We start from the raw sequence: 19,145 nt of genomic DNA on the forward strand, positions 1-19,145 counted from the left end.
GACTTTATTTCGCGGGTAGGGTGCCCACAAAACTCGTGGCCAGGGCGATCCATTCGGCCAGACCTTGGTCTGACGCGATGGCGTCGCCTGAGACATTGACGAAGCCCTTCATGGGTTTGCCTGTAAAATCCATTAGTCCGGCCCCGGGGCGGGCAAGGGCTTCATCATAAAGGTCTGGCCCTACGCGCACCATCATGGTGCCATCTTTATGGGGCCCCACCAGCATGTTGCCATTGAGCATAAAGGCGATGCCGCCGAACATTTTTTTCTCTGTAACGTTCGGGTCATCGCCGATTATGCCGCGAATTCGATCTGCCAAAATTTCGCGTTCTTCGCTCATGTCATGTGATCCGCTGTTTTCAGTTCAGGGTCCATATAGTCCCATAATGGACGTTCGGCTGTGTAGAGCGCCACTTGTGGCTTAAACCAATCCGAATTGTTGAACGCGCCTACGGCGATGCCGAGATTGTCTGGTAGTTTTGAGTTTTCTGAAAAGAGGCGCGAACCACATTCCGGGCAAAAATGGCGGGTGCGGGTTGTGCCTGCATCCGACAATGATTGGTGGGTTTTGGTTTCGCCGTGAATTTCAACTTGCTCTTTTTTGTAAAAGGCTTGTGACAAGTGTCCCGTGCCGGAAACGCGACGACACGCATTGCAATGGCATGAGGCCATGCGCAAGGGCTCGCCCGTGACGGTGAAGGTAACCTGGCCGCAATGGCATTGTCCTTGTTGTTTCATTTTCTCCCCCAAAGAATGCTTAGCTGTCGCGATAGGTGGTGTATTGCGCCAACCCATCGCTTGTGTGATCCCATTCAAATTTCGAGCGGGCAAAAATCATTGATTTGGGCGCAAACTTGTTGGCCGCTTCGCCCAGCAGGCCGAGTGGCACCAAATGATGATTTTTCAAACGGCTAGAAATGGCGAAGACTGGCGTGCCGCATTTGGTGCATCGGTGTCGCTGCACAATCGCGCCGCTATCAGCTTCGGTATCATATCGGGTGGTTTCCCCGGAAAAATGAAACTGATCGTCTGACCAAAGACTGATCGCAGCATGGTCGCTGCCAGTTGATTTTTGGCAGTGGCGGCATGCGCACAGCATGGCTGTTTTAGGCGAGCCGGTTAGAACCAGTTTAGCTTGACCACATGCGCATTCCGCGCGAATATCATTCTCTTCCATTTATAGAGTTTGGCGCGTTTCTGGCGCTGAATCAATTCAATAAATTGCGAGTTGTCCGTCTAGATCATGAAAATATTTGACCTGCCGATTGAAACTGAACGTTTGCGTTTGCGGCGTGTGCGCCCCGATGATTTTGATGCGCTCTTTCCCATTCACTCTGATCCAGATGTTTGCCGCTATCTGCCTTATGAGCCGCGCGATAAAGCCGGGATGCAAGAGGCGCTGGACAAACGCGTGGCGCTAGAAACGCTGGAACCTGGCGGCGATGCTTTGTTTTTGGCTGTCGAGCTAAAGGAAACGGGCGAGGTTATTGGCGAAGTGCTGCTCTTTTATCTCAATGAAGCTGCGCGGCAAGGCGAAGTTGGCTATGTGTTTTCACCCAAGCACCATGGCAAAGGCTATGGCTATGAAGCCACGCGCGCTTTTATGGATAGCTGCTTTGAGAAATTCAATTTGCACCGCATCGCGGCCCGCTGCTCGGCGGCAAATGAGGCATCTTGGCGGTTGATGGAAAAGCTGAAAATGCGCCGTGAGGCAGATTTTCGCGAACACGAGCTTTTCAAAGGTGAGTGGGATCACATGTATATCTATGCCATTTTGGAAGATGAATGGCGGGCGCTTCGCAGCTAGGTCTTGATTTTTGCTGCCTGTCCGCCCTATGTGTCTGCGACTTATGTGAAGGACAATGACCATGGCAGGCACGGATAGCTCTAAAGATTTCGAGCTGAAACCCACCCCAGCGGTGATTTTATGCGAACCCCAGTTGGGCGAGAATATTGGCACGGCGGCGCGCGCTATGGCCAATTTTGGCCTGTGGGACTTGCGCATTGTAAACCCGCGTGATGGTTGGCCGAGTGAGCGGGCGCGTGGCGCCGCAGCCAAGGCAGATCACGTTATCGATCGGGTGCAAGTTTTTGATCGCGTGGAAGATGCTATTGCCGATTTGAACCTTGTTTACGCCACCACGGCGCGTTCTCGCGACATGTTTAAGCCTGTCATCGGCCCGGATGAAGCGGCAAATAAATTGGTGCCGCATATCGGCTCTGGCCAGAAGGCAGGCATTTTGTTTGGGCGAGAGCGCTGGGGGCTGAACAATGAAGAGGTGGCGCTTTGCGATTCAATCGTCACCTTGCCCGTGGAGCCAGCGTTCGCTTCATTGAACATTGCGCAGGCCGTTTTGGTTCTGGCCTATGAATGGCGGCGGGCGGCTAATGGCGCACAAGACTTGCCGTTTACGGGAGATGTTGGCGAGCCAGCACCGCGTGAACAATTGGTTGGCCTTTATGAGCATTTGGAAGATTCGCTGGACCGCTCCAACTATTTCAAAGTGGCGGACAAGCGGCCATCCATGGTCAACAATATCCGCTCTATGCTGGGGCGGGCCAAGTTTAATGCGCAAGAGGTACGCACATTTCGCGGGATTATTGCGGCGCTAGATCGACGCCATGAGCGGCCCAATCCGCACCGTGAAAAGCAAAAACTGCAACAAAAAAAGGACGCCGAATAGGCGTCCTTTTAGGTTTTGAAGGTCGGTTGAATTAGGCTTCGATCAAGCGGCGGCGATATTCGCTTGCAGCGTAGACAAAGCCCGCTGTGATCGCCAAGCCAATGAACATGTGCAACCAGTTATATTGATTGAGCATGGCCACGATAAAGCTCGCTGCATTGAATGATTCTTGCGTTGCGATTTCTTCCAAAAGGGCTTCGTTGGCGAACATGTTTTCCAAGCGAAAGGTAATGAAGTTGCCAATATGGCTTTCAAAATTACCAGCGCTAAAGCGGAAGATGCGCTCAGCCAAGATCAACAAGCCCGGCACCACAAATGCTAGAGGAATGCTCCAACGTTTGAAAACAGTGGACAGCAAGGCTACCCAAGCGAAGAATGGGGCATACCAAAGCAAGGCGAGCAGAACCATAACAGCGGCAGAGATGCTCATCTGGATATAAGTGCTGACAAAATTGATCGGATCAGCGGTACTAACACCAGGCACAAACCCTGCAATCCAAATTGAGAACAGATAGGCCATCACACCAGCGATCAGCATCCAAACGCCAATTGCCATGGGGAAGATGGTGCCACCGGCCAACACTTTTGAGCCGAGGATCTTCAGGTCTGATTGCGGCATGCTTTTCCAAAAGAGCAGGCCATTATTCTTCCGGTCTGCGCTGAATGAATCAGCATAGTAGAAGAAAAGAGCAATCATCAGATAGACCGTCCACAACACAATCGAGATTGCGTAAAAGGCGGTAAACAATGTGGCTTTTGAATCCATTGTGGTGAATTCAGCCTGGATGTCACTGCTGCCCAAAATGATGGCGGATGCGAATACAGCAATCACAATCAACGTGATTACAGCAGGTGCAATCAAAAACGCGCCGCGATGTTCCAAAAATTCCCGTTTTACGAGGGCGATATAGGTATTCATATGATCTCTCCCTTACGGGTATCTTCACGCTGCATTAGCGCGACAAACAAATCTGAAATAGTCGGTGTGCTGACTTTGCCATATGGCTCCAACTGGTCGTGGCTGACGCCATCGAACACCATGATGGTTTGTCCGAACTTTTGCTCAACATAGATTGGCTTGAGCGCATGTAGGGCGTCGAGCTCTTTTTCATCAGTGACGAGTTGGTGATAGCGTGTGCCCACATCTTCCATGGGGCAATCGAGCACCAAGTCTCCATCTTTGATAAACATAATGTCGGTGAGCATAAATTCGATCTCATCAACCTGGTGGGTTGTGATCAACAAAGTACGCTCCTCATGCATATAGTCTTCAAGCAAACGCTTATAGAACCGCTTGCGATAAGTAATGTCCAAGCCAAGGGTTGGCTCGTCCAAGACTAAAAGTGAAGCATCGATCGCCATGACGATAGCAAGGTGCAGCTGAGCGACCATACCTTTTGATAAAGCCTTGACCTTTGCATTAGCCCGGATGTCTGTGCCCTCAAGAAATCCATTTGCCTTCTCCCTGGAAAAGTTGGGGTGTATGTCTTCGATTAAGTCGAACAGTTCGCGCACTCTTAAAAAGCGCGGCAAGCTGGCCACGTCTGAGATGAACGCAATGTCGTTCATCAATTGAGCGCGGTTTTGATAGGGGTGTTGACCCAGAACGGTGATGTCACCTTCACAATCGGTTAGGCCCAAAATTGCGTTCAAAGTCGTTGTTTTGCCGGCACCATTATGCCCGATAAGGCCCACAATACGGCCCTTTGGGATGGTGAAGTTGAGCCCGTGCAAAATCTCATTTTTGTTGAAGCTTTTGCGCAGGTTGCGGGCTTCAATAAGGGGCTTAGCTGTATTCGTCATAACTCGCCTCTATTCCTCAGCGTGGCGCATCAAATCTTCAATATCCAGATTTAATGCTTTGATTTGTTTCATAATGCGGGGCCATTCATTCTTTAAGAATGCCTCACGTTCATGCGCCAAAAGCTCCTTGCGCGCGCCTTCAGCAACAAACATGCCTAAGCCTCTTCTCTTTTCGATGACGCCCAAATCAACGAGTGATTGGTAGGCTTTGGTGACCGTGAGCGGGTTGACCGACAAGTCTGTCGCAATCTGCCGCACAGAGGGTAGCGCTTCGCCTTCCTTGACCGAGGCTGATAAAATCATATCGGTCAATCGTTCTCTGATTTGAACAAATATCGGCTGTGTTTCATTCCAATTGTTCATTGTGTCTCACTCATCTAGTGTATTAGAGTTGTAACACACTAAATGGGATATGCAAGTGCTTTTTAAAGTGGTTGGGGCAAAAAAGTTGAACTATATGGCGTAAAGCCCGGATTTAGGCGGGTTTAGCGGTTGACTTTTTTGGGGGCGTGATCTAATTCAGCGCGATCAATTGGTTGTTTCAATCAATTGTGCACCCGGGATCTTCGGTTTTCATGCGCGGTTTATCCGCAGCAAGCGTGTTTTTCGCAAGGTCTGTCGGTTTCGACTCTTTATATATAGAGGCGGAGCAGAGGAGGGCGCAGTCATTCAAAACGATTAAAGAAGGACGAGCGATGTCTAAACGCCATTCTGAGAAATATAAAATTGACCGCCGCTTGGGCGAAAATATCTGGGGCCGTCCAAAAAGCCCTGTAAACCGTCGTGAATACGGCCCGGGCCAGCACGGCCAGCGTCGTCGCGGCAAGCTTTCTGACTTTGGTTTGCAGTTGCGCGCCAAGCAAAAGCTTAAAGGCTATTACGGCAACCTCACTGAAAAATCATTTAAGCGTGTTTACAACGAAGCGACACGTTTGAAAGGTGACACTGGTGAGTTGTTGATCGGTTTGCTTGAGCAACGTTTGGACGCATTGGTGTACCGCGCCAAGTTTGTTCCAACTGTTTTTGCTGCACGTCAGTTCGTAAACCACGGCCACGTGTTGGTGAACGGTAAACGCGTGAACATCCCATCTTACCGCTTGCATGTTGGTGATGTGGTTGAAGTTCGCGAAAAGTCAAAGCAAATGGCGCTTGTTTTGGAAGCGACACAATTGGCTGAGCGCGATGTGCCAGACTATGTTGACGTTGATCACTCAAAACTGACCGCTTCTTTGACACGTGTTCCTACATTGTCAGACGTGCCATATCCGGTTCAAATGGAACCAAACTTGGTTGTTGAATTTTATTCTCGTTAAGTCGAGACGAAAATTAAAGAAAAGGCCGCCCATTTGGGCGGCCTTTTTTGTTTGGGGGTTTGTGATTTTATCAAACAGGTGATTTCGGCAACGGTGAATCTTTCGGGATTTCCGCTTCAAACTTACGTAGCCGTTTATAGACTGACATTAGCTTGATGATCTGTGGCCACGAATCTACCAGATATTGCAATGAACTTTCCACGCGGCCGAACGCGTTTGCGACTTGTTGATAAATGCCAAGCGTAATAGCCCCCGACAGAATGGAGGGGCCGAGCGCAATGAGCGTGATAAAGTTGGACGCTTGATTGTAGGCCGAGCGCACTAAGTTAAAATAAAGATAGTGGAAAAACAGACGGAAGTAGTTTTTCTGTACATCCAAATACAGTTCTTTGACTGTTTGTGGTTGCGCGCGATCCTCAAAATCTTCGGCGTAAACCAGCTCTTTGCGGTAGGCGGCTTCAACTTTCTGGTTGTTGAATTCCAGCCCCGGCAATTTGACGCCTACAGCAGCAAGCACCACAGTGCCGAATGCAGCCGAAACGAGTGCGACCCAGACGAGAGAGCCGGGAACTTCACCTATCAATGGCAGCGCTGTGATTTGTTGAGAAAGACCCCAGAGAATTGGCAAGAAGACCGTCAAGGTCATCAATGCGTATATGAAGTTTACACCCAGAGTTTCAACGCCATCTGCAAACCGCATTGCGTCTTCTTGAATACGTTGGGACGCCCCTTCCACATGGCGCAGGTGTGACCAGAAGCTCATATAAAAGAAGTTTATTGCCGTCCGCCAACGGAACACATAGTGACTGGTGACGAAATTAATCAACACGATCAACAATATATTAGGGGCAGCGACATAAAAGACGAAAATCAGATTTCCCCAATAGTCTTCCGGTGCGACACTGCCAGGGTCAGTCAGCGCGGTCTGTACAATATTAAAGAAATCGCCGTACCAGTCATTTAGCCATGCTTGCACTTGCACATTGGCAAATAGCATCAGAACGATTGTGGCAGACCCTACAACCGACCACCAATACCATCTGTGCCGTTGAATAAAGTACCACGGCACACAGAACAGATACGTGGACATTATCACATATTGATAGAGCCACACTTTCTGATTGGTCAGAAAGGGCGTGGGGTCGTCGCCGGGATTTGGTGTGAGGATTGGGTCTAGACTAATGACGCTTTGAAGCGCTGGGCCGATGGTGAACCAAATCAAAAAGCACAGTGCAGCCCAAACTGCGGCGCTGCCGAAGAAAAGCTTTGGTGCCGGAAAGAATGATCGAAACATATGAATCCCTCCCAAGATCTGTCACAATTAGATGCATTTATTTGAAGGTGTGCAAACGCTTTCCGGCGATCTCACGAATTTATTAACGGCATTTGTGTTATATTTGATCAATTGGTGTATAATTCAGGCCATATTTTTAATTTTTGACGTTTAAAACTATCGAAAAAACGACATTGCGCAATTGCAGGTGAAATATGCGTGTCAAATTTGACGACTTGCTAGAAAAGCTCCCGGGGCCGGCCACGCGCAAGTGGCCGAACGGTGTTTGGTTTGCGCCTGCGTTTTCCTCAGATACGCTTTCGGTTCAGCTCTATACGCCCAAAACAGGCACCTATCCCGCACCGCCGGGTGTGAACATCATTTACATTGCTATTCGTGGCCGTGCAGATATCTCAATTGCGGGCGATCGCCATGAAATGCAGATGGGCGATGTGGTGCCGGTTGAAGCTGATGTGCCGCATGAATTTATGAGCTTCACCAGTGATTTCGCTGTATATGTGGTTTTCTGGCGCTCGCTGGCGCAAATCAAAGAACGTGAGAAAGCGAAGGCTGAAGCGAGGCGCAAGGCGGAAGAAAACGCCTAAACGGCTTTATTCTCGTTGCAAATAGCGATATGCCGGGGCGTGTATCAATTTATGAGCGTGCCCATGGATCAGTCCACCACACCCATTCAAAATCTATTTGCGGACATGCCAAAATCGGTTGAGTTTGGCAAGCTGCGCAAGCGTTTGTTGCGGCAGGTGGAAACCGCGCTAAACACCTATCATATGCACGATGTTAAAGGGCGCTGGTTGGTCGCGCTTTCTGGCGGCAAAGATTCATATGGGTTGCTGGCGCTGTTGTTGGAATTGCAATCACGTGGCGTGCTGAAGCAAGAGATATTGGCGTGCAATTTGGATCAGGGCCAACCAAATTTTCCCAAGGAGATATTGCCGAGCTATCTTGACAGTTTAGGCATTTCTCATCGCATCGAATATCGCGACACCTATTCCATTGTGACGGATAAGGTAGCTGAGGGAAACACTTATTGTTCACTCTGCTCTCGATTAAGGCGGGGCCACCTATACCGCATTGCGCGGGAAGAGGCATGTTCTGCCGTTGTGTTGGGACACCATCGTGACGATGTTTTGGAGACATTTCTGCTCAATATGTTCTTTGGGGGCAAGATGGCGACAATGCCACCAAAGCTGATCAATGATGAGGGAGATTTGGCGGTGTTGCGGCCGCTTTCCCTGTGTGAAGAGCAGGATTTGCTAAAATTTGCTGACGGGATGCAATTCCCAATTATCCCTTGTGATCTGTGCGGATCGCAAGATGGATTGCAGCGGCAAATGATGAAACAGATGCTTGTTGATATGGAACGGAAGTCGCCGGGGCGGAAGGACCGCATGTTTGCGGCCCTGCAGAATGTGAATGCCAGCCATTTGCTGGATCCCAAATTGTTCGACTTTTCCTAAAGCAGTTTGCCCGATTATTGGCCGGGCGCAATCGCTGCGAAATGGTCGGCGCGTTTTTCTCTGATTGGCAAATGCAGCGCGGCGGACAATAGACCAATCATCATGCCCAGATACCAAACCAGATCATAATTGCCTGTTAGGTCAAAGCTGACACCGCCGAGCCATACGCCGAAGAATGAACCAATTTGGTGCGACAGGAAGGCAAAGCCGTACAACATACCCATATATTTGGGGCCGAAGAAATTGGTCACTAAGGCGGCGGTTGGCGGCACAGTAGCCAACCACAACAAGCCCGTGATTGCGGCAAAGATATATGTGGTCCATTCCGAAATCGGCAAGAGCAAGAAAAGCCCTGTGATCACAACGCGGCTGAGATAGATGCTTGCCAGTAGAAATTGTTTCGGCAAACGCCCAGCAAGGTAGCCGGCGCCCAGAGAGCCGACAATGTTAAACAGGCCGATCAAGGCCAATGCCCAGCTGCCAACGGTGGGGCTGAGGCCACATTGCACGAGATAGGCAGGCATGTGCACCGTGACGAACGCCAAATGGAAGCCACAGACGAAGAAGCCTGCCACCAACAAAACATAGGACCGATATTTGAATGCCTCGCGCAGCGTTTCAAACAATGGCATATCGCGGCCATCATCTTCTTGGTGCTCGGTTTTGCCGCGCAGGAAGAATGACAGTGGAATGATCGCCAATAGGGTGATGGCGAAGATCAACAACGCATTTTGCCAGCCAAAGCCGTTGATGAGTTGTTGGCCGACGGGTGCGAATACGAATTGGCCTGCGGAGGAGGCAGCCGTTGCAATACCAAACACAAAGCTGCGTTTTTCTGCTGGAACGGCTCGGCCGAAGGCAGCCATAACGACGGCGAAGGAGGCTGTGCCGATGCCGAGGCCCATCAAAAGGCCGGCGCCGAGGAACAAGGTGAGCTCAGTGCCGCCATAGGCCAGCAAAAGGACGCCGAGAGAATAGATGATTGTGCCAATGATCAGCGTTTTGGCTGTGCCATGCTTATCGGCGAAGCCACCAGCGATCGGCTGGATCAAACCCCAGATGAGGTTTTGCACCGCAAAGGCCAAGCCCCAAGTTTCGCGTGACCAGCCAAACTCTGATGTGAGTGGCAAGGTGAATAGACCAGCGGTTGACCGCACACCAAAGGACATCATCGCGATCAAACAGCCTGATATAATGATCAAGGTGAGCGGATTGCGCGCAGTTGCGGCGGGAGTTGTGGCAGTGCTGGTCATCGATATCTCGCAAGGTTAGGCACATAAATTGCACTGATAGACGGAAATGGGCAAATCAAAATTATTGATCCCCATTTCACCGCCCGACAGGCTAGCGCCTTTATATGTCAGCTGATTGGATCAAATTGCGCTTTGAACAATTTTCCTTTTTCAGCGATCAGAACAAAGCATAGGCTGATGCTGCCCAAGATCACATAGCCCAATGCAATGGGAAGAACCGAGCCGTTATAGGCTTGACCAATGACAGTGCCGAGAAGTGCGCCGCCCACGGTTTGCATAAAGCCAAAAACGGACGCAGCGGTGCCCGCAACCCGCCCCAACGGCTCCATCGAAAGTGAGTTAAAGTTGGTGCCCATCAGGCCGAACAAGAACATCACAGGGGCCTGAATGGCCATAAAGGCCCACAGCGGCAGTGCATTGAGATACGCAAGGATTGACCAGAGCAGGCTGAGAGCAATGAAACCAATCAAAGCACTATGCGAAAGCTTACGCATACCGAAACGGCCCACCATGCGCGAATTGATGAAAGACGCGAGCGACATCACGGTGGCGATGGCGGCAAAGGCTGCCGGAAACCATGGGCCAAGGCCGTAAAGCTCGCCATAAATCTGCTGTGACGGGGCCAAAAAGCCGAATAGCGCCCCCAAGGCGACCATGTTCGCCAATCCATATGCCAAAGCAGGGCGGTTTGAAAAAACGATGGCGAAGCCCTCAACGATGATTTTGGGGCGGAAGGCGCGCCGGTTTTCTTCGGCCAATGTTTCTGGCAGGCGCAGAATGGTCCACGCTGCTGCAGCAATAGCGATGAGGGCCATGGCGAAATAGATATATTGCCACGGGCCAAACATAATAATCAGTTGGCCGAAGGTTGGTGCCAGCACGGGCATGATCATAAAGACCATCATGATCAGTGACATGACTTCCGCCATTGCGCGGCCGCCAAAGCAATCGCGCACCATTGAAAGGGCCACAACGCGGGAAGCGCCTGCACCCAAACCTTGGATGACGCGCATGGCCAGCATGGCGTTCAGCTCGGTGGTCATGGCCCCACCAATCGCAGCAGCTATATAGATGGTGACGCCAACGAGGAAGGTGGCGCGGCGGCCAATGGCGTCGCAAAGCGGGCCGAAAAAGAGCTGTGAGAAGCCAAACCCGATCAAAAAGAAGGTGACGATGAACTGCCGATGATTTTCTGCTTCCACATGCATGGCTTCGCCAATCATGGGCAAAGCGGGCAGCATGACATCGATGGCCAAGGCGTTCAGCGCCATAATCAGCGCAGCCAGACCGATAAACTCAATCCGGTTTACGGACGGATTCAATTTTGCAATTTTCATTGATCACCTGAACAAGGTTTTGGCCGTGCGAAAATTTTGGGAGGAATCGCGAAACAGCTTTGTCGAAATGTAGGACAATCATGCCAGTTGCGGCAAAAAAGCGCAATAGGTTTGACCAATTGGTTGACCGGGGCTGCAAACCGACATAATTCCTTGGGTTGGGGCGCTACTCAATGCGTCAAAAGGAGTGCCAATGCTGGGTGTTTTTGAGAGTATTTTGCCGGTTTTCGCGATTATTGTGCTGGGCTTTTTGCTAAGACGGTTCAATTTTGTCGAGGCAAGCAAATGGCAAGTAGTGGACGAGCTGTGCTTTTGGATTTTGTTCCCGTCGCTTTTGGCGAGCACTTTGATCAATACGGATTTGAGCACCATTGAATTCGATAAAATCCTGATGGTGCTGATGGGCATGATCATCACCATTTCGGCACTCATGTTGGCGCTTTATCCGTTTTTTCGCAATGTGATGCAGCTTCGGCGGCCGCAATATACGACGTTGTTTCAAACGGTGACCCGTTGGCATGGCTTTATCGCCATGGCGCTGGTGCTCAAGTTTTTCGGCGAACCGGGCCTAGCGGTTATTGCAGTAGCATTTGTGGCTTTGGTGCCCGCGCTGCAATTGGTGAATGTGACTGTGCTTTCTGTTTTTTCCGAAGAGTATAAATTTAGTTATTTCAATGTGTTGAAGCAGATTTCTCGCAATCCGATTCTATGGGGGTGCGTTGTGGGCATGGTAGTCAATTTCGCCAATATCCCTGTGTGGGATCCGGTGCTGACCTTTTTAGATCTGCTGGGTCGTGCCGCGTTGGGCATCTCGCTATTGGCGCTAGGGGCAGGGCTTAGCTTGCGTGCCGCGCTGAAGCCAAGCCCGGTTGTTGGCGTTGCTGTCGTGGGTAAGCTGATTTTGGTGCCGCTGATTATGTTTGGTTTTGCGGTGCTGTTTGGTGTGACTGGAGATGCATTGGTGATTTTGATGATTAGCGCAGGTGTGCCAACGGCCATGAATGGCTATGTGCTGGCCAAGAAGATGGGCGGCGATGCCGAGCTTTACGCGTCCATTGCCACAGTGCAGACGGCAGTGTCCTTCTTCACGCTGCCTTTGATTATTTTACTGGCACGTTGGTGGGTTGGGGCATAGCGGGCTGCAGTTTCGCGCCCCACATGCTGGCCATGCATGAGAGAATGCCCACAACCATAAAGCCCGCCGCGATCGGGGCTACTGTGTCGTTGTAAAAGCTGCCAATTATGGCGCCAATCACAGCGCCGCCTGCGCTGGAGATAAATCCGAGTACAGAGGCTGCGGTGCCTGCCACCCGTTTCATGGGCACCATGGCCATTGTGTTTTGATTGACCCCCGCCAAGCCGAAGCAGAAATTGAGCGGTTGGTGCAATAGCACCAAAAGCCAGAGTGGCAATACGCCCATAGTGAGTGCAAACATCAACCACACCGCGCCCAACAGCGCGAATGTGGCGCTGGCGGCCAAGGCAACTTTTTCGACCGAGAATTTATCGACCAAACGCGAATTGATGAAGGATGCGACCGCCATGTTCGAGGCGGTGAGGGCGATCATCAGGGGATAGATGGCGCCAAGGTCATAAATCTCCAAATAAATCTGGGGCGATGTGCCCAAGAAGCCGATAATCGCACCAAGCAGCAACGCCTGTGCCCAGCCAAACAGGAGTGACGACGGTGTGGTGAACACAATGCGGAAACCTTCCAAAATGATTTTGGGGCGGAAAGCACGTGTGTTTTCAATCGACAATGTTTCGGGCAACCGCAGAAACACCCAGACTAAAGCGACAACGGCCATGATGGCCATAAAGGCGAAAACGCTTTGCCAAGGTAGGAAGAGGATTAAAAGCTGACCTAGACTTGGCGCAATGATGGGCATGGCCATAAACACCATAACGATCAGCGACATGGTTTTGGCCAGCTTTTTGCCTTCAAATACGTCGCGAACCACGGCAAATGCGATCACGCGGGAGGCGCCTGCGCCTAGGCCCTGCACCAATCGAAGGGCAAGCAAGGAATTGAAATCGGTGACAAACGAGGCTAGGGCGACGGGCACAAAGAAGATTAAAATGCCGATGAAAGCGGTGTTGCGGCGGCCAATCGCGTCTGACAATGGGCCATAAAACAGCTGGCTGAGGCCAAAACCAATCAAATAATAAGTGATCACCAATTGCTGTTGATTGTCGCCGATGGCGCCGAGTGATGATGCGATTTCGGGCAAGGCGGGCAACATTATGTCGATGGCCACGGCATTAAGCGCCATCAACGTGGCGGCCAGCAGCACAAACTCAACATAATTTGTATTGGGATTCAGCTTAAGACGCATCAATACTCGCAATCAACAAAAAGTGCTTTATTGATGCGACAGGTTTGACCAATTGGCAAGCCCTGACGAACTATTTCCGCCAGGGCGTAAAATTTTAAGCGGGCAATTTGCCGTTGATCACATAATCAAGGATTTGCACCGCTTGATCCGGTGTTTCAATTACAGCAAGGGCCGATGCATCAACTTCTTTGAGCGCGTGTTGATGATCAGCGCCATGCATCACGATCAATGGCAAGCCAAGTGCCGCAGCGAATCCGGCGTCGAAGGCGGCATTCCACTGCTTATATTTTTCGCCAAAGCGCACAATAACGATATCCGCTTCGCCCAGCAAAGTGCGGGTGCGGATGGCATTCAGCTTTGCGCCCTTATGGTCGTGCCAAAATTTGTTTGGCTCTTCGCCCATAATGGCGACGCCGCAATCGTCTGACGCACCATGATCGGTGACCGGTGCAGAAAATTCAACGGGAAGTTCTGCTGCCTCGCAGCCCTTCTCAATCGCTTCGCGCCAATCGGTGTGGATTTCGCCCGAAAGATAGACGTTCCAAATGCGGGTCATTAGCTGGCCTGTTTGGCTTGGATGCCTTTATCGACAAAAAGCTGTTGTAATTCGCCTTCTTGCGCCATTTCACGGATAATGTCGCAGCCGCCAACAAATTCGCCCTTCACATAGAGCTGTGGAATAGTTGGCCAGTTTGAATATTGCTTGATGCCTTCGCGCAATTCGTCGCTTTCAAGCACGTTGGCGCTGGCATATTCGACTTCCAAATAATTCAAGATTTGCGCCACTTGGCCGGAAAAACCACATTGCGGGAAATCTGGAGTGCCCTTCATGAACAGGAACACGTCATTGTTTTTTACTTGTTCGTCGATAAATGCGTTGATGTCGCTCATAATGCTTTCCTTTATATTCGGGGTTAAGGCCCGACAAGGTGAACCTGCTGCCTAAATAGGACAGTCGTGATTAAATGTCGAGGATCAGTCTCATCATTTTTGTCGCATGGCGCGCATACGCTCCAAAAAGGCTTTCACCGCATAAGTAGGATAGCCGAGAAGATCGCCCATTTCGATCTCTTCAACTAAACTATATCGACCCTCGATCATGTGTTTGCGCAAAAGCTCGAGCAGGCGGTCTTTGTCGGCCTCAAATTGCGGCAAATAATAAATGACCGGGGCAACTGGATTGATGTCCAGCTCGCCGCCATCTTTCAGCAATTGCTCCAGATAGTCCGCGCGTTCCTGCCACACATAGCGTTTAATCTGTTTGCTTAAGACATAGGGAAGAAATGTATTTTCCGGGTCTTTTTCACCGAAATAAGAAATTTTTTTGGAACCAGCCAGCATCAATTCAAGCTCACGCCCTTCATGCGGCGGGCGGTCAATCGGCGCCTCCATATCAAAAACAGAGATAAACTCGCCCCCACGGGTGATTTCTTCTCGCTCTTGCAGGGTAAAGAACCCTTGTTTTTCGTAAAACCCAACGGCGGCATGGCTTGACGTAAGGATGATTTTTTCAGGCCGCCCTTTTAGCATTTCATCGATGGCTTTGTGGTAAAGCGCGGTCGCCACGCCCTTGCGCTGGTGTTCGGGCGTAACAAAAAGGGCTGTGATTTCATAGCCGCGATAGCCACAAAAACCTATGGGTTTGTCGTTCTCATCTATGGCGACATGGAAAATTTCGCCATCTTCAGCTGAGTGCTTATAGCCTTCTGGAATGAGGCCAGTCGCCCAGCTTTCACGGGCTGTTTGATCATAATATTCATCAGAGACAGCGAGAATCGCTGCCCGATGAATGTCGGGCAGGTGGGACCAGTGACTGTCGGCAATCGGGACAATTCTTACCGTCATCGCTCCAAATGTTTTTTCACCCAAGGGTGCTCAAAAAAATCTTTCTCAGTAACAAACAGGTTCGATTCCCAACCTTGCTGATTGCCAGCATCTACGTTTTTTTGCCCATCGTCAAAGAATATTGGTTTTTCGCTTTGTAGGCCAAGCAGTTGATCTACCTTTTGGAAAAAGGCTGGGTCAGGTTTCGCAACGCCCAAACGGGCGGCGTAGAACATATCATCGAAGATGTGGCTCAGCTTTAGATCGTGCCACAGATAGAAGGCGCGAAGGTGCTCCTGATTGGTGACGAGGTAGATTTTAACGTCTGCTTTTTGCTTGAGCTTTTTGATGCCGTCGAGTAGTTGGCGGTTTACGGGTGTATCGTTTTTGAACCAATATTCCAGCAAGTCGAGGCTGTTGATGTGGCCTGCATTGATGTTCGGCAGGAATGCGTCCATCGCGGTGACGATGGACGTTTTGCCCGTGACGATCTCAGCGTAATTTAGCCGGAAAAATTCATTGAATGAATCACGGCTGATACCGAAATCCATTTCAATGTGCTGGCTCCACACTCGTTGGCGTGCGGGATCTTGGTGAAAAAGGGAGTGGATGACAACCCCATCCACATCAAAGAGAATGGACCGCACCGGAATTATTCCGGTGCGTTTGTTTTCAAGGCAAGGGCGTGAAGTTCGCCGCTATCGAGCACTTGTTTCAGCGCTGCATTGACCATTTGGTGCTGTTGCACGCGGGATTTGCCGCGGAAGGCTTCTGCCACAACAACAGCGGTATAGTGATGGCCGTCATCTGTATCCGCATTCACTTCTGCGCCAGGAATGGCTTCAGTGATCAAACGTTCGATTTCAGCGGTACCAATAGACATAAACAACAATCTCCAATTAGGCGGCTATTGCGCCGCTTCTGCTGCCATATAGTCTGGGAACCAGCTTTCATGGAAATCGCTGAGTTCCGCAATCGATACGGCAAATATATCTTTTGCTTCCAGCTTATCGCCACCCACAGTGCCCAATTGGGTCACCGGCACATTTTGTGCTTTGGCAGCGGCCAGAACCGACTCAAGATTATCAGATTTTACCGTGACGATATAGCGGGCTTGGTCTTCACCGAACAATTCACCCAGATCATTTGAAAGCTCAAGCTGCGCGCCGATTTTGCCCTTCATGGCCATCTCAGCCAGTGCAACCACAAGGCCACCATCCGAGAGATCGTGACAAGCGGTGAGTTGTTGCTGATCAATAAGCTCGCGGATCAGGGCGCCATGCTTGGCTTCTTTCGCAAGATCGACAGGAGGGGCATCGCCTTCGATGCGGTTGAAGCAATCGCGCAGCAGGGCGGATTGACCAAGGTGTGTGCCTTTTTCGCCAATCAAAAGAATCACTTCGCCTTCTTCTTTGAAGGAAAGAGTCATCATTTTTGCCCAGTCTTTCAGCAGGCCAACGCCGCCAATGGCCGGGGTTGGCAAAATACCAATGCCGTTGGTTTCGTTGTAAAGCGACACGTTGCCCGAGACGATTGGGAACTCAAGCGCGCGGCAGGCATCGCCAATGCCGAGAATGGCCTGCGAGAACTGCTCCATAATTTCTGGCTTTTCAGGATTGCCGAAATTCAGATTGTCGGTTGAGGCCAACGGTAGCGCGCCAACAGCAGAGAGGTTGCGCCAGCATTCCGCAACGGCCTGCTTGCCGCCTTCGCGCGGATTGGCTTCGCAATATCGTGGGGTCACGTCAACGGAGAAGGCGAGGGCTTTTTTGCCGTCTGCACCTTCCACACGCACGACACCAGCGTCACCACCGGGCACTTGCACTGAATTGCCTTGGATCAGCGTATCATATTGCTCCCAAACCCAGCGGCGCGATGCGCCATTTGCGTTGCCCACGAGGGTCAACAAGGCTTGCGAGATATCGATATTGCTGTCGATTTCGCCAAGTGTTGAGGGCGCAGGATATGCTGTGCGTGGACGATCATATTCAGGGGCTTCATCGCCCAAATCTTTAATCGGCAAGTTCGCGACTTCTGTGCCTTCGTGGATCACGCGGAAGCGCAGATCGTCTGTTGTTTTGCCGACGATGGCAAAGTCGAGATCCCATTTGTGGAAGATAGCTTTGGCCACATCCTCTTTTTCAGGATCAAGCACCATTAACATCCGCTCTTGGCTTTCAGACAGCATCATTTCGTAAGCCGTCATCGCTTCTTCGCGCGTGGGCACGTCATCAAGATAAAGCTCAACGCCGAGATTGCCCTGCGCGCCCATCTCCACAGCAGAACAGGTGAGGCCAGCGGCGCCCATGTCCTGAATGGAGATCACCGCGCCGGTCTGCATCAGTTCCAAGCAGGCTTCGAGCAAGCATTTTTCAGTGAACGGGTCGCCAACCTGAACGGTGGGGCGTTTTTCATCGATGTCGTCGCCGAACTCGGCAGACGCCATTGTCGCGCCACCAACGCCATCGCGGCCGGTTTTTGCACCGAGATAAACGATGGGTAGTCCAACGCCTTTGGCCGCGCAAAGGAAGATTTTATCGGCATCGGCAAGGCCCGCGGCGAACGCATTGACCAAGATGTTGCCATTGTAACGGGGGTCGAATTCAACTTCGCCGCCAACTGTGGGTACGCCGAAAGAGTTGCCATAGCCACCAACGCCAGCCACAACGCCGGACACGAGGTGACGGGTTTTTTCGTGATCTGGTGCGCCAAAGCGCAGGGCGTTCATCGCTGCGATGGGCCGCGCGCCCATGGTGAAGACGTCACGCAGAATGCCGCCAACGCCTGTCGCAGCGCCTTGGTATGGCTCGATGTAGGATGGGTGGTTGTGGCTTTCCATTTTGAAGACCACGGCGTGGCCATCATCAATGTCCACAACGCCGGCATTTTCGCCAGGGCCGTGGATTACGCGGTCGCCAGTTGTCGGAAGCGTTTTCAGCCATTTCTTTGAGGATTTGTAAGAGCAGTGCTCGTTCCACATGGCAGAGAAAATGCCTAACTCGGTATATGTCGGTTCGCGGCCAATCAGCTCAAGAATTTTGGCGTATTCTTCTTCATTGATGCCATGGCTGGCGATCAATTCGGGTGTGATTTCGATATTTTGATTTTTCAACATTTACGCCACCGCTGCCACTAGGCTGTCAAAGATGTAGCGGCCTTCAATGCCGCCATGGGCTGCTTCGATAAGGTTTTCCGGGTGAGGCATCATGCCCAGCACATTGCCTTGCTTGTTGGTGATGCCGGCGATGTTTTCAATGGAGCCGTTCGGGTTGGCTTCGATGGTGACATTGCCGTTTTCATCGCAATAGCGGAACGCGATTTGGCCGTTATCTTCAAGCGCTTTCAACCCATCCTGATCAATGAAGTAATTGCCATCATGGTGAGCGATGGGGCATGGGAATGCCTCGTGGCCCTTATAGGCGGTGGTGAAAGGCGAAGTGGTGTTTTCTGCTTTTAAATGAATCACTTTGCACAAAAACTTCAAATCCCGATTCCGCATCAATGCGCCGGGCAGGAGACCCGTTTCGGTGAGGATTTGGAAGCCGTTGCACACGCCCAAAGTCAATCCGCCACGATCAGCATGTTCCTTCACCCGCTTAAGCATCGGCGAACGGGCGGCGATGGCGCCAGCGCGCAGATAGTCGCCATATGAGAAACCGCCGGGGACCACAACCAAATCAACGTCTGGCAAGTCGCTATCGCCGTGCCAAGCTAGATGTGGTTTTTCTCCCGTCACTTTTTCAAGTGCGGCGATCATGTCTCTATCGCGGTTGAGGCCGGGGAAGACAATCACTGCAGACTTCATGAGCGTGATTCCTTTTCGGTGTGCAAAGGCACAATTTGC

Annotated in this window: 23 protein-coding genes; 6 read left to right on the top strand and 17 right to left on the bottom strand. The window is 51.1% G+C overall.

What is annotated here, in order from left to right; all coding sequences use genetic code 11:
- Positions 1–4: 4 nt before the first annotated feature.
- Genes ACP15Y_RS10465 through ACP15Y_RS10475 form a run of 3 tightly spaced genes read right to left on the bottom strand, consistent with a single transcriptional unit; the run spans position 5 to position 1,177 of the window.
- Complete coding sequence (locus ACP15Y_RS10465) at positions 5–340, bottom strand: TfoX/Sxy family protein (protein ID WP_424983009.1); 336 nt, start codon at positions 338–340, stop codon at positions 5–7.
- Positions 337–738 carry a GFA family protein gene (locus ACP15Y_RS10470; RefSeq protein WP_424983010.1) on the bottom strand — a complete coding sequence of 134 codons (402 nt, stop codon included), beginning with the start codon at positions 736–738 and terminating at the stop codon, positions 337–339. The genes ACP15Y_RS10465 and ACP15Y_RS10470 overlap by 4 nt, the downstream gene beginning before the upstream one ends.
- Positions 739–757: 19 nt before the next feature.
- Entirely contained in the window at positions 758–1,177 is a 420-nt protein-coding gene (locus ACP15Y_RS10475; protein WP_424983011.1) for a GFA family protein, read from the bottom strand.
- 66 nt (positions 1,178–1,243) lie between these two features.
- Between ACP15Y_RS10475 and ACP15Y_RS10480 the strand changes: the two genes are divergently transcribed.
- Complete coding sequence (locus ACP15Y_RS10480; protein WP_424983012.1) at positions 1,244–1,807, top strand: GNAT family N-acetyltransferase; 564 nt, start codon at positions 1,244–1,246, stop codon at positions 1,805–1,807.
- A 61-nt stretch (positions 1,808–1,868) separates the two neighbouring features.
- The gene (locus ACP15Y_RS10485; protein WP_424983013.1) at positions 1,869–2,684 is read left to right on the top strand and encodes an RNA methyltransferase; all 816 of its coding nucleotides are present in this window, start codon (positions 1,869–1,871) and stop codon (positions 2,682–2,684) included.
- Positions 2,685–2,715: 31 nt separating this feature from the next.
- Here ACP15Y_RS10485 and ACP15Y_RS10490 read toward each other — a convergent pair whose 3' ends face one another.
- Genes ACP15Y_RS10490 through ACP15Y_RS10500 form a run of 3 tightly spaced genes read right to left on the bottom strand, consistent with a single transcriptional unit; the run spans position 2,716 to position 4,850 of the window.
- On the bottom strand, positions 2,716–3,603 hold the full coding sequence (locus ACP15Y_RS10490) for a hypothetical protein (RefSeq protein ID WP_424983014.1): 888 nt from the start codon (positions 3,601–3,603) through the stop codon (positions 2,716–2,718).
- Complete coding sequence (locus ACP15Y_RS10495) at positions 3,600–4,487, bottom strand: ABC transporter ATP-binding protein (protein WP_424983015.1); 888 nt, start codon at positions 4,485–4,487, stop codon at positions 3,600–3,602. Before ACP15Y_RS10495 ends, ACP15Y_RS10490 begins: the two co-directional genes overlap by 4 nt.
- 9 nt (positions 4,488–4,496) lie before the next feature.
- Positions 4,497–4,850: a GntR family transcriptional regulator gene (locus tag ACP15Y_RS10500; RefSeq protein WP_424983016.1), complete on the bottom strand. Its 354-nt coding sequence runs from the start codon at positions 4,848–4,850 to the stop codon at positions 4,497–4,499.
- Positions 4,851–5,182: 332 nt separating this feature from the next.
- Here ACP15Y_RS10500 and rpsD point away from each other — a divergent pair, with 332 nt between their 5' ends.
- A complete protein-coding gene (gene rpsD / locus ACP15Y_RS10505) occupies positions 5,183–5,800 on the top strand; it encodes a 30S ribosomal protein S4 (protein ID WP_424983017.1) in 618 nt (205 codons plus the stop codon).
- Positions 5,801–5,870: 70 nt separating this feature from the next.
- Here the strand turns inward: rpsD and sbmA are convergent, their stop codons facing one another.
- Complete coding sequence (sbmA, locus tag ACP15Y_RS10510) at positions 5,871–7,094, bottom strand: peptide antibiotic transporter SbmA (protein WP_424983018.1); 1,224 nt, start codon at positions 7,092–7,094, stop codon at positions 5,871–5,873.
- Between the two features lie 194 nt (positions 7,095–7,288).
- Between sbmA and ACP15Y_RS10515 the strand changes: the two genes are divergently transcribed.
- Both ACP15Y_RS10515 and ttcA read left to right on the top strand, forming a co-directional pair.
- On the top strand, positions 7,289–7,678 hold the full coding sequence (locus tag ACP15Y_RS10515; protein WP_424983019.1) for a hypothetical protein: 390 nt from the start codon (positions 7,289–7,291) through the stop codon (positions 7,676–7,678).
- Positions 7,679–7,741: 63 nt separating this feature from the next.
- A complete protein-coding gene (gene ttcA, locus ACP15Y_RS10520) occupies positions 7,742–8,551 on the top strand; it encodes a tRNA 2-thiocytidine(32) synthetase TtcA (protein ID WP_424983020.1) in 810 nt (269 codons plus the stop codon).
- A gap of 14 nt (positions 8,552–8,565) precedes the next feature.
- Here ttcA and ACP15Y_RS10525 read toward each other — a convergent pair whose 3' ends face one another.
- Entirely contained in the window at positions 8,566–9,804 is a 1,239-nt protein-coding gene (locus ACP15Y_RS10525; protein ID WP_424983021.1) for an MFS transporter, read from the bottom strand.
- Between the two features lie 107 nt (positions 9,805–9,911).
- On the bottom strand, positions 9,912–11,141 hold the full coding sequence (locus ACP15Y_RS10530) for a multidrug effflux MFS transporter (protein ID WP_424983022.1): 1,230 nt from the start codon (positions 11,139–11,141) through the stop codon (positions 9,912–9,914).
- Between the two features lie 193 nt (positions 11,142–11,334).
- Here ACP15Y_RS10530 and ACP15Y_RS10535 point away from each other — a divergent pair, with 193 nt between their 5' ends.
- Positions 11,335–12,276, top strand: a complete 942-nt coding sequence (locus ACP15Y_RS10535) for an AEC family transporter (protein WP_424983023.1) — start codon at positions 11,335–11,337, stop codon at positions 12,274–12,276.
- On the opposite strand, the gene ACP15Y_RS10540 is transcribed toward ACP15Y_RS10535, so the two are convergent.
- From ACP15Y_RS10540 to purQ, 8 genes are all read right to left on the bottom strand, one after another.
- The gene (locus ACP15Y_RS10540) at positions 12,242–13,477 is read right to left on the bottom strand and encodes a multidrug effflux MFS transporter (RefSeq protein ID WP_424983024.1); all 1,236 of its coding nucleotides are present in this window, start codon (positions 13,475–13,477) and stop codon (positions 12,242–12,244) included. The two genes, ACP15Y_RS10535 and ACP15Y_RS10540, sit on opposite strands and share 35 nt — an antisense overlap.
- A 94-nt stretch (positions 13,478–13,571) precedes the next feature.
- Positions 13,572–14,033 carry a YtoQ family protein gene (locus tag ACP15Y_RS10545; protein ID WP_424983025.1) on the bottom strand — a complete coding sequence of 154 codons (462 nt, stop codon included), beginning with the start codon at positions 14,031–14,033 and terminating at the stop codon, positions 13,572–13,574.
- On the bottom strand, positions 14,033–14,368 hold the full coding sequence (grxD, locus tag ACP15Y_RS10550; RefSeq protein ID WP_424983026.1) for a Grx4 family monothiol glutaredoxin: 336 nt from the start codon (positions 14,366–14,368) through the stop codon (positions 14,033–14,035). The genes ACP15Y_RS10545 and grxD overlap by 1 nt, the downstream gene beginning before the upstream one ends.
- A 93-nt stretch (positions 14,369–14,461) precedes the next feature.
- Positions 14,462–15,322 carry a GNAT family N-acetyltransferase gene (locus tag ACP15Y_RS10555; protein ID WP_424983027.1) on the bottom strand — a complete coding sequence of 287 codons (861 nt, stop codon included), beginning with the start codon at positions 15,320–15,322 and terminating at the stop codon, positions 14,462–14,464.
- On the bottom strand, positions 15,319–15,948 hold the full coding sequence (locus ACP15Y_RS10560) for an HAD-IA family hydrolase (RefSeq protein WP_424983028.1): 630 nt from the start codon (positions 15,946–15,948) through the stop codon (positions 15,319–15,321). The genes ACP15Y_RS10555 and ACP15Y_RS10560 overlap by 4 nt, the downstream gene beginning before the upstream one ends.
- Before the next feature lie 5 nt (positions 15,949–15,953).
- Positions 15,954–16,184 carry a BolA family protein gene (locus tag ACP15Y_RS10565; protein WP_117395507.1) on the bottom strand — a complete coding sequence of 77 codons (231 nt, stop codon included), beginning with the start codon at positions 16,182–16,184 and terminating at the stop codon, positions 15,954–15,956.
- A 24-nt stretch (positions 16,185–16,208) separates the two neighbouring features.
- On the bottom strand, positions 16,209–18,416 hold the full coding sequence (gene purL, locus ACP15Y_RS10570) for a phosphoribosylformylglycinamidine synthase subunit PurL (RefSeq protein WP_424983029.1): 2,208 nt from the start codon (positions 18,414–18,416) through the stop codon (positions 16,209–16,211).
- Positions 18,417–19,106 (bottom strand): phosphoribosylformylglycinamidine synthase subunit PurQ, encoded by a 690-nt coding sequence (gene purQ / locus ACP15Y_RS10575; RefSeq protein WP_424983030.1) that lies wholly within the window; start codon positions 19,104–19,106, stop codon positions 18,417–18,419. It lies immediately after the preceding gene.
- Positions 19,107–19,145: the final 39 nt, after the last annotated feature.

Source organism: Maritalea sp. S77 (assembly GCF_049801075.1).
Taxonomy (GTDB): domain Bacteria; phylum Pseudomonadota; class Alphaproteobacteria; order Rhizobiales; family Devosiaceae; genus Maritalea.